At 37.9% G+C, this 15,704-nt stretch carries 19 protein-coding genes and 2 pseudogenes; 19 read left to right on the forward strand and 2 right to left on the reverse strand.

Translation table 11 applies throughout. The features are described 5' to 3' along the window. Window positions 1–73: 73 nt before the first annotated feature. Both IEX12_RS12165 and IEX12_RS12170 read left to right on the forward strand, forming a co-directional pair. A complete protein-coding gene (locus tag IEX12_RS12165; RefSeq protein WP_188725282.1) occupies window positions 74–1,789 on the forward strand; it encodes an ABC transporter ATP-binding protein in 1,716 nt (571 codons plus the stop codon). 518 nt (window positions 1,790–2,307) lie between these two features. Then, window positions 2,308–2,604 (forward strand): 4a-hydroxytetrahydrobiopterin dehydratase, encoded by a 297-nt coding sequence (locus IEX12_RS12170; protein WP_088051664.1) that lies wholly within the window; start codon window positions 2,308–2,310, stop codon window positions 2,602–2,604. Between the two features lie 70 nt (window positions 2,605–2,674). Here IEX12_RS12170 and IEX12_RS12175 read toward each other — a convergent pair. Further along, a pseudogene (locus IEX12_RS12175) lies at window positions 2,675–3,161 on the reverse strand (GNAT family N-acetyltransferase). A gap of 476 nt (window positions 3,162–3,637) precedes the next feature. Here IEX12_RS12175 and IEX12_RS12180 point away from each other — a divergent pair. From IEX12_RS12180 to IEX12_RS12240, 14 genes and pseudogenes are all read left to right on the forward strand, one after another. Then, window positions 3,638–3,919, forward strand: a complete 282-nt coding sequence (locus IEX12_RS12180) for a helix-turn-helix domain-containing protein (protein WP_159457802.1) — start codon at window positions 3,638–3,640, stop codon at window positions 3,917–3,919. 117 nt (window positions 3,920–4,036) lie between these two features. After that, a complete protein-coding gene (paiA, locus tag IEX12_RS12185) occupies window positions 4,037–4,555 on the forward strand; it encodes a spermidine/spermine N(1)-acetyltransferase (protein ID WP_088051662.1) in 519 nt (172 codons plus the stop codon). A 76-nt stretch (window positions 4,556–4,631) separates the two neighbouring features. Beyond that, window positions 4,632–4,940 carry a hypothetical protein gene (locus IEX12_RS12190; RefSeq protein WP_102416230.1) on the forward strand — a complete coding sequence of 103 codons (309 nt, stop codon included), beginning with the start codon at window positions 4,632–4,634 and terminating at the stop codon, window positions 4,938–4,940. 27 nt (window positions 4,941–4,967) lie between these two features. After that, window positions 4,968–5,369, forward strand: coding sequence for a DUF4181 domain-containing protein (locus IEX12_RS12195; protein ID WP_102416229.1), 402 nt, complete (start codon window positions 4,968–4,970; stop codon window positions 5,367–5,369). A 122-nt stretch (window positions 5,370–5,491) separates the two neighbouring features. Next, window positions 5,492–5,656: an alpha/beta fold hydrolase gene (locus tag IEX12_RS12200; RefSeq protein ID WP_123057238.1), complete on the forward strand. Its 165-nt coding sequence runs from the start codon at window positions 5,492–5,494 to the stop codon at window positions 5,654–5,656. Then, window positions 5,649–6,143, forward strand: a complete 495-nt coding sequence (locus tag IEX12_RS12205) for a phosphoribosylanthranilate isomerase (RefSeq protein ID WP_088051659.1) — start codon at window positions 5,649–5,651, stop codon at window positions 6,141–6,143. The genes IEX12_RS12200 and IEX12_RS12205 overlap by 8 nt, the downstream gene beginning before the upstream one ends. Before the next feature lie 122 nt (window positions 6,144–6,265). Next, window positions 6,266–6,697 (forward strand): annotated as a pseudogene (locus tag IEX12_RS12210) (GNAT family N-acetyltransferase); the annotation flags it as partial. Window positions 6,698–6,783: 86 nt separating this feature from the next. After that, window positions 6,784–7,563: an MBL fold metallo-hydrolase gene (locus IEX12_RS12215; protein WP_088053468.1), complete on the forward strand. Its 780-nt coding sequence runs from the start codon at window positions 6,784–6,786 to the stop codon at window positions 7,561–7,563. 133 nt (window positions 7,564–7,696) lie between these two features. Then, window positions 7,697–7,849, forward strand: coding sequence for a hypothetical protein (locus tag IEX12_RS23460; RefSeq protein ID WP_235000430.1), 153 nt, complete (start codon window positions 7,697–7,699; stop codon window positions 7,847–7,849). A gap of 375 nt (window positions 7,850–8,224) precedes the next feature. Beyond that, window positions 8,225–8,380, forward strand: a complete 156-nt coding sequence (locus IEX12_RS12225; protein WP_159457800.1) for a hypothetical protein — start codon at window positions 8,225–8,227, stop codon at window positions 8,378–8,380. A 1,172-nt stretch (window positions 8,381–9,552) separates the two neighbouring features. Beyond that, window positions 9,553–9,630: a putative holin-like toxin gene (locus IEX12_RS23855; protein WP_371871315.1), complete on the forward strand. Its 78-nt coding sequence runs from the start codon at window positions 9,553–9,555 to the stop codon at window positions 9,628–9,630. A gap of 396 nt (window positions 9,631–10,026) precedes the next feature. Next, entirely contained in the window at window positions 10,027–10,404 is a 378-nt protein-coding gene (locus IEX12_RS12230; RefSeq protein ID WP_155554619.1) for a YdeH family membrane protein, read from the forward strand. Between the two features lie 213 nt (window positions 10,405–10,617). Continuing rightward, window positions 10,618–11,526, forward strand: a complete 909-nt coding sequence (locus IEX12_RS12235; RefSeq protein ID WP_155554618.1) for an ABC transporter ATP-binding protein — start codon at window positions 10,618–10,620, stop codon at window positions 11,524–11,526. Next, a complete protein-coding gene (locus IEX12_RS12240) occupies window positions 11,523–12,257 on the forward strand; it encodes an ABC transporter permease (RefSeq protein WP_088051655.1) in 735 nt (244 codons plus the stop codon). Before IEX12_RS12235 ends, IEX12_RS12240 begins: the two co-directional genes overlap by 4 nt. A 311-nt stretch (window positions 12,258–12,568) precedes the next feature. Here IEX12_RS12240 and IEX12_RS12245 read toward each other — a convergent pair whose 3' ends face one another. Then, entirely contained in the window at window positions 12,569–13,024 is a 456-nt protein-coding gene (locus IEX12_RS12245; RefSeq protein WP_088051654.1) for a VOC family protein, read from the reverse strand. Between the two features lie 77 nt (window positions 13,025–13,101). Between IEX12_RS12245 and IEX12_RS12250 the strand changes: the two genes are divergently transcribed. The 3 genes from IEX12_RS12250 to IEX12_RS12260 all read left to right on the forward strand — a co-directional run bounded on the left by IEX12_RS12250 (window position 13,102) and on the right by IEX12_RS12260 (window position 15,682). After that, window positions 13,102–14,010, forward strand: coding sequence for a helix-turn-helix transcriptional regulator (locus tag IEX12_RS12250; protein ID WP_088051653.1), 909 nt, complete (start codon window positions 13,102–13,104; stop codon window positions 14,008–14,010). A gap of 404 nt (window positions 14,011–14,414) precedes the next feature. Continuing rightward, entirely contained in the window at window positions 14,415–14,867 is a 453-nt protein-coding gene (locus IEX12_RS12255; protein ID WP_088051652.1) for a DinB family protein, read from the forward strand. Window positions 14,868–15,001: 134 nt separating this feature from the next. Further along, window positions 15,002–15,682, forward strand: a complete 681-nt coding sequence (locus IEX12_RS12260) for a response regulator transcription factor (protein ID WP_200809530.1) — start codon at window positions 15,002–15,004, stop codon at window positions 15,680–15,682. The last annotated feature ends 22 nt before the right edge of the window (window positions 15,683–15,704 follow it).

Here is a 15,704-nt window from a genome sequence, read left to right on the forward strand (position 1 = left end):
GACGGAGCCATCTTTGATTGGACTTTGACTTTTTGACAAAAATCACAGGAATGACATTTGCAGAAAATTATAAATATATTTATGCAACGCTAGTGATTATAAACCTCATCGGCGGTTATTTTTGATTGACTTTTCCTGTGCTGTTATTGTTGCTCTCCTGGAATTGGCTTTTCCGGTAGCTGTACAGTCATTTATTGACAAGCTGTTGCCAAGTGGCGACTGGAATCTGATTGTACTTGTCAGTATTGGGCTGTTGGCAGTTTATTTACTGAGCACATTTTTACAATATATTGTTACGTATTGGGGACATAAGCTTGGTGTCAATATTGAAACCGATATGCGGCAGCAATTATTCAACCATGTACAAAAACAGTCATTTCGCTTTTTTGATAATACAAAAACCGGACATATCATGAGTCGGATAACAAATGATTTATTTGATATTGGTGAGCTTGCCCACCATGGGCCGGAAGACTTTTTCATTGCAATCATGACGTTTGTCGGTGCCTTTTTACTAATGTTTAACATTAACTTTCAACTGTCGGTGATTATTTTAATCATTGTACCGATATTAATTTGGCTGATTGCTTACAGTAATATTAAGATGAGCAAGGCCTGGCGCAAGATGTATCACGATATAGCGGATGTAAACGCACGTGTGGAAGATGCGGTTTCCGGTGTTCGGGTTGTCCAGTCATTTACCAATGAGAAATTTGAGATGAAGCGATTTACAAAAAATAATTACAGTTTCCGCAAAGCAAAAGTCGGTGCCTATAAAGTAATGGCATTCGTCAACTCCAATATCTACATGATGATGCGTTTTATTGTATTAGTTGTTCTCGTTTTCGGGTCATGGCTAACATTTAATGACAAGCTGGAAATGGGTGAGTTGGTAGCATTTGTTCTGTTTGCAAACGTATTATTTAAACCGATTGAAAAAATCAGTGCCTTGCTTGAATTATATCCAAAAGGCATGGCAGGTTTTAAACGGTTTACCGATCTGCTGGCAATTTCCCCGGAAGTAGTTGACCGTGAAGGAGCTCAAAACGTCTCATTTTTAAAGGGCGATATTTTATTTGATCGTGTAACATTTGGCTATGAAAAAACGAAAGCACCGGTGCTAACATCACTCAGCTTTGCCATTAACGCTGGTGAAACGATTGCCTTTGTTGGGCCCTCAGGTGCTGGAAAGACAACCATTTGTTCCCTGATACCAAGGTTTTATGACGTTGACGCCGGCCGCATAACCATTGATGGAATCGATCTTCGCGATATGACCAAAGAGTCTCTGCGCCGCCAAATCGGCATTGTGCAGCAGGATGTGTTTTTATTTACCGGCACACTACGGGAAAACATTGCATATGGGAAGCTTGACGCAACGAACGAGGAAATTGAGGAAGCTGCAAGGCGGGCCCATATGGAAGAATTTATTAATGAACTTCCTGATGGCTATGAAACACAGGTCGGCGAACGAGGGTTGAAGCTATCTGGCGGGCAAAAGCAGCGGATTGCTATTGCCAGGATGTTCCTGAAAAATCCGCCAATCCTGATTTTGGATGAAGCAACATCCGCACTTGACACGGAAACGGAAATGATTATTCAGCAAGCACTAACAGAACTGGCTAAAGACCGAACAACACTTATCATCGCCCATCGTCTAGCAACAATTAAAAATGCGGATCGGATTATGGTTGTAACGAAAAACGGTATTGAGGAGGAAGGAAATCACGAAGAATTGTTAAAACGGGAAGGGATATTTGCGCATTTGCATAGAGTGCAGATGCAGTAATATTGATTGAGGATGCTCCGCGGATTAGGTGTGGAGCGTCCTCTTTTGGTTGGCAGGCTGGGGCGGGGTGGATGCTGAATTTTGTTTGTTGGTGCTTGAGCAATGCGAGAAGACATCACTCTGATTCGTGGCCTGGTCACGGAGGCCCCCTTTTTATGGTAATGGGTACGGTTCCTGGCTGGATACTGAAGTTTGTTCAAAAGGTACTGAAGTTTAGTCAAAATTCACTGAACGATCTGATACTTTCACTGAACTAGGAAGGAAAACCGCCGAATAACTTATAAAAATCACCGAACCCAAACTACATTTTAAAAAGTCATCGAATTAATCCTGAATTATATACGGTGAAAACTGATTTTTCCACACACTTATGCACAAATACCTGTGGATAAGGTGTGCATAAGTTTTTTCCGGTTGATTGGGAGTGATAAGGAGAGAATTTCGCATCTGGATTTGTTAAACTAAATGTAACAGCAACAGCAAGATCGAAACTATAAAATTAGAAAGGAGATGGAAATATGGAACGTTTGAATGAAGAACAAATTAAACAAGAACTTGAACAATTACCGAAATGGAAACGACTTGATGAAAAATGGATAGCCCGGAAATATCATTTCAAAAACTTCCTGGCAGGGGTACGGTTTGTTGACCAAATTGCCGAGTATGCAGAGAGCAAGCAGCATCATCCGTTTATTTCGATCGACTATAAAGCTGTCACATTGAAGATTACCTCTTGGCGGGCAAAAGGATTGACGGATTTGGATTTTGAAATGGTAAACCACTTTGATGTGTTATATGAAAAAGCAGAAAAATAGGAAATAGTTTTGTCGATATTTCCCGGGAAATGTCGACTAACAAAAATAAAGCTCGCTGCAAAGGCGAGCTTTATATATGCAGAACCATGCGGATTGTCTTTAAAATATGGCCATCAAAGTTATCCTCAAACTCGGAAATAATTTTGAACCCTTTTGCCAGATAAAAACTTTTTCCGATTTCATTGTCTTTTTCAACGCTGATATAAACTTCTTTAAAATTCTCCAGTTCCTCTATTCCCCCTTTTCAGCAATGCGGATCCTATGCCGTTTCCCTGGTGCGCTGGAAGTAAATAGATGGCACCAAGCTCAGCCTTTCCCTCTTCATTAACTGGAGAAAATTTTACAAAGCCAGCAATTTTCCCATCAACCTTAGCTACGTATAGAAAAGAACGTTGCAATCGCATTTCCATCCGATCGTCATTATAAGCTGCCTGCAGGAAATTTTCCTGAACTTTTCGTGGTATGATCCCTTCATACGTACTGTTCCAGCTTGTTTTCGCGACATGTTGAACGTAAGGAATATCTTCTTTTTGCATACTACGGATTACGTAATCCATACCATTAACCTCCCCCGAAAATTTCTAATAGTATACCATTGATTGCAGAGGATTTGGCTGTTTTTTCATAAATTATTGGAGGGAAGAAAGAAAATAATCGTCATAAGTGGAACGGTTACGAAATAATGGCGCCAATTGTTTTTCAAGTATAGTATCTGGCCATTGATAATACGTGAAATAATGACGAGTACCTCGACCGCCAATAACATTAACGTATGAACCGCAGTGAAAAGACATGCAATGCCAATTATAAGAAAACAGGTATGGATTAATATAAATAATAGTAATGATAAACTCTGTCTTTGTTGAAGATCCTTGAAATTTTCCCGGAAATAAATCAAATTTCCTGTTATACTAAGAAGAGAATACAGAATTATCAGGATGGTGTGAATCATTTGGTCACCTCCATTCGTATCATTAGCATACATAGTGGGGTCGACCCCATATCAAGAGAAATTTTCAGGAGTGATTTTCCAGTGAAAATTGGTGCATTTGTAAAGGCTGTTGAAGCAACAAAAGACACGGTCAGGCATTATGAAGAATGGGGCATGATTAAGCCGGCCTGGAGCAACAATAGAAGGATTTATGAGGAAAAGGATATCCAGGATTTCTATGCGATTAAAGAGATGCAAGGGCTTGGCATGACCTTAAAGGAAATCCGGCTTATGTTTGACATAAAACGAAACCATGGCTGCGGATCACCTGAGTTGCTGGCAGGGATGATGAAAAAAGTTCAGGAAAAAAACAGGAACAGCTGATAATGGAGGAACAGGCCATTAAGCAGTGGACGGAATATTGGCTGTGCTACGTGAAGTAAATAATAGCTGATACATCGATGCTTTGGAATAAGAATATCAAAAGGAGCACCATATAAAATGACGATAAATATTAAAAAATGCACCCTTGAGGATTTACGGCTGCTTCAGGAAATTAGTTATGAAACATTTCATGATACATTTAAAGATCAGAACTCGCCTGAAAATATGAATGCCTACTTGGAGAGAGCGTTTCATATAAAGGAAGTGGAAAAAGAATTATCCAATCCTTCTTCGAAATTCTTCTTTATTTATTTTCATGGAGAGGCGGCTGGATATTTAAAGGTTAATTTCGGTGATGCTCAGTCTGAGGAAATGGGTGCGGAATCACTTGAAATTGAGCGGATTTATATAAAGAACAAATTTCAAAAACAAGGGCTTGGTAAACTTCTGTTAAATAAAGCATTTGAAATTGCGCAGGAACAGAATAAAAGGAAAATCTGGCTGGGTGTATGGGAAAAAAACGAAAATGCGATTTCTTTTTATGAGAAAATGGGGTTCGTTCAAACGGGTGCCCATGCTTTTTATATGGGTGATGAAAAACAAACGGATTTAATTATGAACAAAACGCTCAAATAAAACTTAGGATGAACAACATACTTCTAACAGTGGCGCAGCAGGAATAACCTGATTAAAAGTGAAAGGGGGTTCTGACATGGGATTTGTCATGGCAATTGTGCCTGTTTTAATAGCGGGAGGGGTTGCAGTATTCGTAATCGGAAGGCTTAAACATAAGTATAATCAAGGCAACTTGGGCAGGAAAAAATCAAAAGGTGCTCAAGTCCTGTTAGATAGTTTCATACCAATGGGAATGCTTTTGGGTTGCACTGTTGGTATAATTCTAGGCATGTTTTTCTCTATTTCTCTACTATCTACAGTCAGCTTAGGAGCTAGTATAGGATATTTAGCTGGATATTTTGCTTATGAAATTTATAGTAAGGAGAAAACGGTTGGGGACGGGTAACCCCGATGAAAACGGAGCTGATTTTAAATGGGACACTACGGACTGCAACCAGGGTTTTGGAAGGAATTTTTAATTATTATGGCAGTAGTTGTTTTTCTCGTAGCTGTAATTCCAGCCTTTCTTCGCCGCTGGATGGGAGCCGATAAAAGGAAGTGGTTCTCGTATAATTATATTAATGAATTTCATAAAAAAGGTGATTGGACATTACGTGTGATTTTTATTTTTTCAGTTATAGCCTGCGGGGTTATTTTTATAGCAAGGCCGCTTATCCTGATTCTGATATCAGCCTTTTTTACGGTAATTCAACTTGGGTTTCAAACATATGTTGAATGGAGATTTTCGGAGAATCGCAGCAATTACAAACTAACGCTAATCGAAATTAGTTTAATCACAGTTACTGTTGTTGGGGTGGTATTATGGCTTGAATAGATAGATGGAACGACATACACTTGTAAGGATATTAAAAGAGAATATGTCATTGAAATACCTAATGAATTTAGCAAAGTCAATGGAAAAATATTAGTTACTGTGGGGCAAAAGAAAAAGGTATTATGGAAAAATCAGCAGTTGATATAGTGAATAATAACCCAAATTGTACTGGTGTAGTAATTTCCGGGGTTGGTCACGGAGTGCCGCTGGCAGAACCAGATTTATTTAATCAAATTATTGAAAAATGGATATACGATGTAATAACCGCAGGAGGAATAGATGGATAACTATAAATTTAATGAATTTTTAAGGATAACCAGAAAATTAAATGAAATTAAAATTACACCATTGCTAATGGGTTCAGTAGGATTAGAAATTGTCACAGAAAGAAATTGGGATGCTCAGGATTTAGATATCCATGTACCTGGTGATGAAAGGGGTTGGGAAGTACCTGCTGAAAAGGCTATTTTTAATTGGAATCGTATTGTGGAGGTTATGGGCTCCTTTGAATATCGTTTAGTAGATTTACATGAACATGAATTTTTTAAAAGAGGATTATCAGTCGGGTTTGGTATCATTGATACTTTACCATCTTTCGCAGGAGTATCGTTAAAGGATTTGGAAATACATCAAAAGGAAGATGTAAAATTTTACTTGTTAACGCCGAATCAATATTTGCAGGTATATGAAGCCTCATATAAGGACAGTTATCGGGCGGAAAACAATAATCATAAGGATATTCGTAAAATCGAGTATTTAAAAACAAAACCATGACTTCTATTCCAATATCGTTCTCTTACCCGGAATAAGGGTCAGAGTCTTACCTTTAAGAAAAGGGCCATTAATTAAGGGAAGCATATTGAACAAACAGGCAGGTTACTAAAAAAAGCCTTACAATGAGTACCTTGACTATCAATGAACTTCAATCCCAAATGGAAATCCTTGATGCTTTTCCGGTAATGAATCAATTACGTACGCATCTTGATGAAAAAGCTTATCTCGATTTGGTAACGGAGGCCAAAGAAAAAGATATGTATCAATTGTATGCTTTGAATGATCAAGGAGAAGTTGTTGCGGTTACAGAATTCAAGCCTATGATCACCCTTTACTACGAGCGCTTTGTTTGGGTATGTGATTTAGTTACGGATAAGAATAAACGTTCCAATGGGTACGGCCATAAGCTTCTGTCGTATGTTCATGAATGGGCTAAAGAAAATGGTTATGAAAGTGTTGCCCTATCATCGGGATTAAAACGTACAGATGCTCATCGATTTTATGAAGAAAAAGCTGGTTATGAAAAAGTAGGCTATGTGTTTAAAAAGCCTTTGGGGTCCTACTCTGTCTGCAACAGGGATAAGACGTGTGTTCTTTCCAAATTAATACCCCCATTTTATGGAAGGAGGTCTTTAAAACGATTAAGGATTCGTGGTTTACCGTTCAGGAAATCGATCGCTTTACATTTGCAATCAGCGAATATGGTCATTGGGAGAAAGTGCATTCATTTTTATTAATTGGGAAGGAAAAGGCAGTGCTAATTGATACGGGTCTTGGTATTGATAATATAAAAAGAATAACCGATCAGCTTACGGACTTGCCCATCACCGTTATTACGACACATGCTCATGCAGATCATATCGGAAGCCATAGTGAATTTAAAAGGATCTATGTCCATGAGAAGGATGCTGACTGGCTAATAAACGGCATTAAGGGATTACCTATAGAGCAAATAAGAAAAAATATAAACCGGGACATTACCATACCTCCTCCCGAAATATTTGACCCTAATACATATACGCCGTATCAAGGAGAGCCAGCGGGATTTGTAGCAGATGGGGATGTTATTGATTTAGGAAATAGAAAGTTGACCATACATCATACTCCAGGGCATTCACCAGGTCATATATGCGTTTTTGATGAGAACAACGGGTATTTGTTTACGGGCGATTTACTTTATGATGAAACTCCTGTGTATGCTTTCTATCCATCAACGAATCCTGTTGATTTAGTTCGTTCCCTGGAAAGAATAGCAGGGATGGGAAATGTTTCCATGGTGTACGGTTCTCATAACACCTTGGGCCTTGATCCGGAAATTTTAGAAGAAGTAAAACTGGCGGTTACGTTTCTAAAAGAAAGAGGCCTTGTTAAATTTGGCACAGGGATTCATCGGTTTAACGGGTTTAGTGTTCAGTTCTAACGCTGTATAACGGGACAATCAAAAAAATGTGGTTTCGGGTAACAAATAAAGTAATGAAGTGGGGGGATCGGTCGTTTATGTTTTGGTTACGTCTTTTATAATTATATTTATGCTTCACAATTTGGAAGAGATTATGACGATTGAAGGATGGTTTAAGAAAATTTATCCTCGGATTAGCAGGAAGATTCCTTCATTTGCACAAAAAGAAATGAAGAAGTTTGAAGACATTACCGCAGCACAGTTTTCTGCCGTTGTTTTTGTGTTTCAATTGCTTCCTCTATCCTGATATTGATAGCGGCGATAACACAATATTATTTTTTGTTTTTCGGGTTAAACCTTTTGTTTGCTATAAATATGTTTACACATCCGTTACAAGCTTTATATTTATTATTCCTGATCATCCCCTATAATATTGTATTTTTTAATTACTTTTCCAAAGCCGGATTTTTAACCATGAATACGATTTTAGGTTCATTATTGGTTATGTTATTTCTTATTTCAGTATTCTTTCTTAGTCATAAAGTTGGGGAGAAATGGGGTTAGACAGACTGTTAGAACCTTAAAGGGCGCTTTTCCCTAATTATAAAGAAAAGTGCCAATATCGTATGTAATGGTCATATTGTTCAGCTATTATCTTTTGGCTAGAAGGGAGATGTGATTTTTGAATTGGCCCCTTCCTACAGGTTTAACAATCGGAACTTTTATAGGTACTTATATAGTAACGCAATCTTTTGTGCAAGCACTCTTTGGAGCAATAGGTGCATTAGCTGCTGGAATCGTGATTTCATTTTTAATGCGAAACAAAAAACGAAATTAACCGCCTGACAATAATCTAGTGCTTTTAATAAGGGTATTAGAAGAAATCGGCACTTCCGATTTATAGCAGCTAATTAATGCGATGTTGAAACATTTCCCGTGTAAGAATCGTATCTCTACAGATGTTGGAACAAATATTTGGAGTAGAACAATTGATTGAATCTAAAAGTGGTTATGCAAGGTATGAACCTCATGATTCCCCGGAACATGACGTAAGTAAAGCCGCCGTTATAAGATTAACAACTTCCCTATCAGATACGCTGTCACAAGGATGAAGAGAAAGACAACTTTCAGGAAAAGGGGGTAAAAAAGGTTCCGATCATCAAAAAACGATAATCGGAACCTTTTTACGTTATTTTGGCATGTCCCAGCCTTTATGCGTTTTGCTATTTAATTTCTTGTACAAGTTGTTTACATTGTGACCACAGACAGCAGATAGATGCACGTACCAATTACAGCTGCGCCACCGGACATCCATAGAAATTCAGCTTTGTCCATTGTGCTTAGTTATTTTCCGGGTTTTCAGTTTTCTGAGTGCGGGGGGTTGAATGAATAGTTTCTTCTTTTCCGTTATGCAAGATTGCGACGTTATGAATGTGTCCTTCCATTTTGCATCCTCCTAATAGCTTATGTTAAATTTTATAATCATTATTACGAATTCGTTACAATATTACGATTATGTTACATTTATTATCTCATTTTGAAATAAATTTGTAAAGGTTTATTTGAAATTGATTGATAGAACGGAATAAATGCTATATTCGAATTGGATTAAATTGTGAAATCAATAGAATCGAAAAAGGAAGCACCTATTTAAGGGGGGTTTTTGAATGCTGAAATGGTTTAAAAGCGATGGACAATAAAATGGATATAGTTGTCAGTTTCGGGGGTGTCGGTAATTATCTGTTCATTGTCAACAGGATGTATAAAGCATCTTGTTGGTGAAAACGGCTTTTGAGTGGATAATCACATCAGGTTGTTTACCAGATAAAGATTGCCTTTCATATTCCATATGAGGGCTTTATTTGTTGAAAATTAAAATACTTCTTTAAACTCCCGAAACAAGTGATATAATGAAAACAAGCAATGATCGCGTTTTCCTCAAGGGAGGTCGGCGCATTCCTGACGGTTGTAGTGCCATACGATACGCTGCAACGAAAGGGGGTGTTGCCTATGTCTGTTTTTGAGACAATGGTTTTAATGATCGCTTTCGCAACACTCGTTGTGACGATTATAGACCATAAAAAATAGACCTCCCTCGGATTACCAGGCCAGTGAGGTCTATTCCTTACTTGCGCCGACCCCTCTTGAAGGGGAGCGATTCATTGCCGACCGAAGATATTCGCGTATCTTCGGTCTTTATTAGCTTATGCCTTTTTCTTGTGTCTATGTTTATTATAACACGAAAAAACGATTTGCAAACAAAAAATATGTTGTTGTATGTGTGTACGTTCTTAACAGCCACAATAAAGCTAGGAAATGGATTTTGAAGAAAATTTGTAATTTATCCTGACTTTTCTATAATTAATGGGAACTTTTTTCGGGCACGGACGTTATACAATTAATAAACTAAAATTGGACCAAATGCTAAAGTGGGTTTATCGGATATATTGTGACTGGTAAAGTAAAAAAGGAGATTTCATTATTATGTTTAAAAGGTTTTTAATGGTTTTTCTAACTTTAATCATTGCTGTTGCGGCGGTTTTGCTGGCTGCCAAACATCCCACAGGTCCTAACACAGTTTCATTCGATGAGCCTGCTGGTTTATGGATATCGATTGGAATGATCATAGCACTCTTTTTACCGCCATTGATTTTATCGTTATTCACCAATCGTATTGTGATAATTCTTTCTGCAGTGTATCAAGCATTTGTAGTGATTGCATTTTTGGGAATTATACCAATCGGATTTCTTTTTCCTAATAATCTTGGAGTGAGTATTATTGTGGTATTAGGAGCTTTAGTTAGTATAGCCAGTGTTGTTGTAACCTTAAAAACTAATTCGGGTAAAGCAGTCAAATTTTGAATTACCGTAAACAGGCGCAATAATGGGCTTTCCGGGCGGTCCGTTTTCTATATCCTGTATTATAGCGTCTTATATTCACTGCCATCGCTATTTGTTGGCTCAACAACAACGCCCTTTTGAAGGGAATCTCTCAACATGTGAAAAATACTGCACCCCAAAGTTTTGCAAAATTTGCAATGGAATGAACAGTAAACAATATTGGAGGTTTGTTTGGTGTCTAACGTGATAATATTAGAAAATGTATCGAAGAAGTTTGGTAAAGTTCAAGCAGTAAATAATGTTTCTATTTCCATTGAAAAAGGGTCAGCAGTAGCGATTCTTGGACCGAATGGAGCGGGAAAAACAACAACTATTTCGATGATGTTGGGACTGCTTGATCCAAATGAAGGAAAAGTGGAACTCCTTGGGAAAAGTCCAAAACAGGTAGCTGTTCGAAATAAAATTGGTGCGATGCTGCAGGAAGTAAGCGTAATGGATATGCTCAAGGTTCATGAAGTTTTAACAATGTTTCGGAGTTATTATTCATCGCCGCTCTCTATGGAAGAACTGATCGCTCTGACAGGACTGGAGAAAGCTGACCTAAAGAAAAAGGCGGATAAACTATCTGGCGGGCAAAAAAGGAGATTAGGTTTTGCGATTGCCCTTGCAGGAAACCCGGATGTCATTTTTTTCGATGAGCCTACTGTTGGATTAGATACAACGGCTAGAAGGAAGTTTTGGAATAAGGTAGAATCATTGAAGGAAAAGGGAAAAACGATCATTTTTACAACACATTATCTTGAGGAAGCGGATGATTTCTCGGAGCGGATTATCCTGTTTAATAATGGGGAAATCATTGCCGACGGTGAGCCGGAAGATATTAAGCGCAATCTTACGACAAGGAGCGTTTCCTTTGAAACAGAGGATCAAGATGCCATTGCGAAAATGGAAACAGTAGATACCGTTATGCGATGCTATGAAAAAGATGGCGTGGTCTATGTCGTCACAGAGGATACAGACTTTGTCTTATCGGAATTGTTTCGTTTAAACATTTCCGCTAAAAATATTCGTATTAATCAAGGCAGACTGGATGATGTTTTCGAGCAATTAACAGGAGATAAAGAGGAGGCGGAAGCAGGGTGAAAGGAATTCTGACACAATGCAGGTTTGAAGTAATACGTATATTTAGAAATCCATATTATGTATTTTGGTCCTTAATGATGCCGATCGCATTTTATTTTATCTATACGAATGTTTTCAACACGGAACTCCCAGATCAAGATGAATGGCAGGCACACTTTCTAATGTCTATGACCACCTTTAGTGTAATGGGTTCAGCGGTCATGAATTTTGGCATCCGTATGGTTCAGGAGCATACGCAAGGGTGGGCGAGGTTCATGAAAATCACCCCGTTTCCTTCCTGGGCATACTTTTCAGCAAAGATGTTCGGTCAAATGATCATGCACTTATTATCCATCATCGTCATTTTTACTGTTGGGTCTATTATCAATGGAATTGCGTTAACGGCAGGACAGTGGATAGCTGCGGGCGCCTGGATACTCATTGCCTCCATCCCATTTTTAGCATTAGGATCATTAATTGGGACAATGAAAAAGGTGGAAACCGCAAGTGGTGTTAGTAACATTCTGTATTTAGGTTTGGCTATTTTAGGAGGTATGTGGATGCCAATGGAAGCATTTCCGCCGCTCTTACAAAATATTGGTGAGTGGTTACCGTCCTATTACTTTGGCAGCGGCGCATGGGAAATTGTACTTGGAAACCCGCCAGAATTGCTTAGTATTGCTATGTTAATTGTATATATGGTTGTTTTTATGTATTTGGCTATATTTATCCGGAGGAAGCGGCAGGTGTAGGAGCGTTCACATGACTTATGGGATTATTTACATTGTTTTGGTAGATTAAGCCCTGCTTGTTTTAGGGCAACAAAGTACTGTCCTTAATAATTTGGATGTTGTGCTGCAGTGTTTAGTATTCCTTCCTACTATATATTCTTTGCCCATTTACATGCCTATTTCTAAATGAAAGGCTCATACGATAATAGAAATAAAACAGACCCTGAAATCCCCCAATCATATAGGATCTTCAGGGTCTGTTATGGAAATACTGTCTTAGTGTGGGTGTTTCGTCAAAATGTTGGCGAGACCCAAACTCTAATAATACAAATTTAATTTACGAAACTATCTAGAAATTTACTCGCCTCACTATTAAATTTCCACATTACACCAAATTTATCGACTAACATTCCAAAACTTGCTGACCATGGCGTAGAAGATAACGGCATGATCACAGTACCACCTTCTGAAAGCTTTTCAAAAATTTGTTTATTCATTTCTGGTTCAGCATCAATGATACTGATTAAGACGGTATTCCCCTTTGTGACTTCGCCTGTCACAGCTTGCATAGAAGGCAGTACATCAGAGAGCATTAAAATATTCCCTGAAAACTCAATACGAGATTCCATAATCATATTTTGTTCCTCTTCCGTTAATGGAGTGTTTGGATCTTGACCAAAAGCACCAAATCTCACCTTTTTTACACTTGTTACTTGTAATGCCTTTTCATAATAGGTTAACGCTTCTTCTGCCTTCCCATCAAATTGTAGATAAGCTATTGCTTTCATAATTTATTTCCTCCTTTTCATATTTGAAGTATAATAGAACATAGGCGACAAGTGTATGTCGTATATGGGAGGATAATATGAAAAAAATTGAGAGACTTGTCTCGATAGTTATGATCTTGCTACAAAAGGAAGTTGTTTCGTCATCAGAATTTAGTCGACTTTTTAATGTAACTAGACGAACGATTCAGCGTGATATGGAAACATTAAGTTATGCAAACATCCCTATTTATGCGAAATATGGTGCTGAAGGAGGATATGCGCTAATGGAAGAGTATAAATTCGATAAACGATTATTAAATAACAAAGATATTGAAAATATACTCATAGCTTTAGGTGGTTTTGAACAACTGATTACGAATCAAGAAATTCAAACCACTATTCAAAAAATCAAAGGAATGACCAGCGCAGATATTTCTCCAAAACTTGATTTAACTTTTTATGATTGGCCAGGAAGAAGTCAAATCAAAGAAGATATTTTATTTATCAAGCAAGCAATTGAGAATAATTGGTTAATAAAGTTTGATTATGTGGATCAAAAAGGAAACAAAACGTATAGAGTCGTAGAACCCTATAAGATACATTTAAGCGAGATGCATTGGTATCTATTTGGTTATAGTTTAGAACGGAAGGACTATCGAACGTTTAAATTGACGAGGATATTAAATATCCAAAAAGACGGTTTTTTTGTCCCAAGGTCTGATAAGGAATTTAAAGAAGAAAAACAACACAATGAACAACAAAATTTGGTTAGTGTACAGCTATTGGTAGATGTTGCTGTAAGAGATCAATTTATTGAGAGATACGGAAAAAATGCCGTTACAAAAGCGACTACAAGAAGTTACCTTACGACAATTGAATTGCCTAAGAATCAATTTGCCTACCAGTTTTTAGCCGGCTTCGGTAATAAAGTTAAAATTATGAAGCCAAAAGGTTTTATTGCTAAATATTTAAACTTTTTGGAGGAAGCAGCGAAGCTTTACAAATAAAGTGTTCATAGATCGGCTTCGAAGAGTACTAGATGGATATCAAACGTTCTAAATTCAATTCTCATTTCCTTTCCTCAATAATTGATTAGGCGCTTTTTGGCATAGGAGCAGCTGGTGTAATTGTTGCAGTTGTAGGATTTGTTATCCTTATTGCAGAAAAAATTATGAGCCAAAAAAAGTGATGCAACAAAAAGTTAACGATCTTGAAAAGGAAATTAAAACTTAAAAAATAATAAATGCTGAGGTGCTTGTACCGATCGAGTGCCATTCTAAATACGATCGAACCATATAATGGAATAATAACGTCAGATTTAAAAAAGGAATTAAGTTGTTCCATAACGAATTATGTTTAAAATGGGTTTTTTACGTTCAGATGGAAGACCCAATACGAGGGAGGAAATAATATGGGACAAGCAAAGCAAATGATGAATGAATGGTTGCAACATCGGCATGTGTTGGAGGAATTACTGGAATCCATCGATGACGAACATATTGACTTCAGGCCATGGGGAGGGGCAATGGCACTTGGTGAACTGGCATTGCATATTGCTGGATGGAATGACGTGTTCGTTTCAATGGTCAAAACAGAAGAGTTTGCTTCACCGGACATTCCTGAATGTAAGACGATGGGAGACGTGCGCAAAGCTGTAAAGGACTTCACGAAAAAAACAAAGCTTACATACGAATCATTGACTGATGCAGAGTTGGAAGCCGAAAATAATTCATCGCACCCGAAACTTCAAGGGTCTAAGAAAAGGTATCTTACTGCAATGTATGATCACGAGATTCACCATAAAGGCCAAATGTTTGTTTACGCACGCATGGCAGGAGTGAAAGAAGTCCCGTTTTTTCGCTAATTATTTTTAACCTGTAATTGGAAGGATGATTTGGTGAAGGAGATATAATAATTGAAGAAGAGAAAAGCGGAAATATTACTTTATGATTATGCGGGTTTTAGGTTTTGCCGACCTGGCTTGTGGGAGGTAAGCATGTGACCACGATCCTTATTATAGAAGATGATAACGACATTCACCGAATGCTGGCAGATCTGCTGTATAAAAATGACTATCGTACCGTGTCCGCGTTTTCCGGCACCGAAGCGTTAAGACTTTTTGAAACCAATTCCTTCGACCTCGTGCTACTCGATTTAATGCTGCCGGGTTTACCAGGGGAGGATGTATTACAAAAAATACGGGTTATCTCTAAAGTGCCGATTATCGTGATAACTGCAAAAAAGGATAAGGAAACGACCGTACATCTATTAAAATTAGGTGCCGATGATTATATCGTAAAGCCTTTTTATCCTGATGAACTGCTGGCAAGAATCGAAGTCCGCTTTCGGCAAATTGAATCGGTACACGATAAGGATAAATTGAGCTACAAAGATATAACGCTAGATCCTGAAACACATATCGTCACGGTGAACGGAACGCAACTTTCATTCACCCGGCGCGAATTTTTAATCCTTAAACTGTTTATGCAACATCCACATAAAGTCTTCTCCAAGGCTAATATTTATGAAACTGTATGGGGAGACGAGTACTTCGGCGATGATAATACTGTCAGTGTCCACGTTAGTAAAATTCGCAGTAAACTGGAGCAGGCAAGTCCTGAATCGGAATATATTAAAACGGTTTGGGGAGTTGGTTTCAAGCTGGCAGATGACATTTAAGACTTTTTTAAAGGTTTCTTTA

This window comes from Lentibacillus populi, from assembly GCA_014642895.1.
In the GTDB taxonomy this organism is placed as follows: Bacteria; Bacillota; Bacilli; order Bacillales; family Amphibacillaceae; genus Lentibacillus_C; species Lentibacillus_C populi.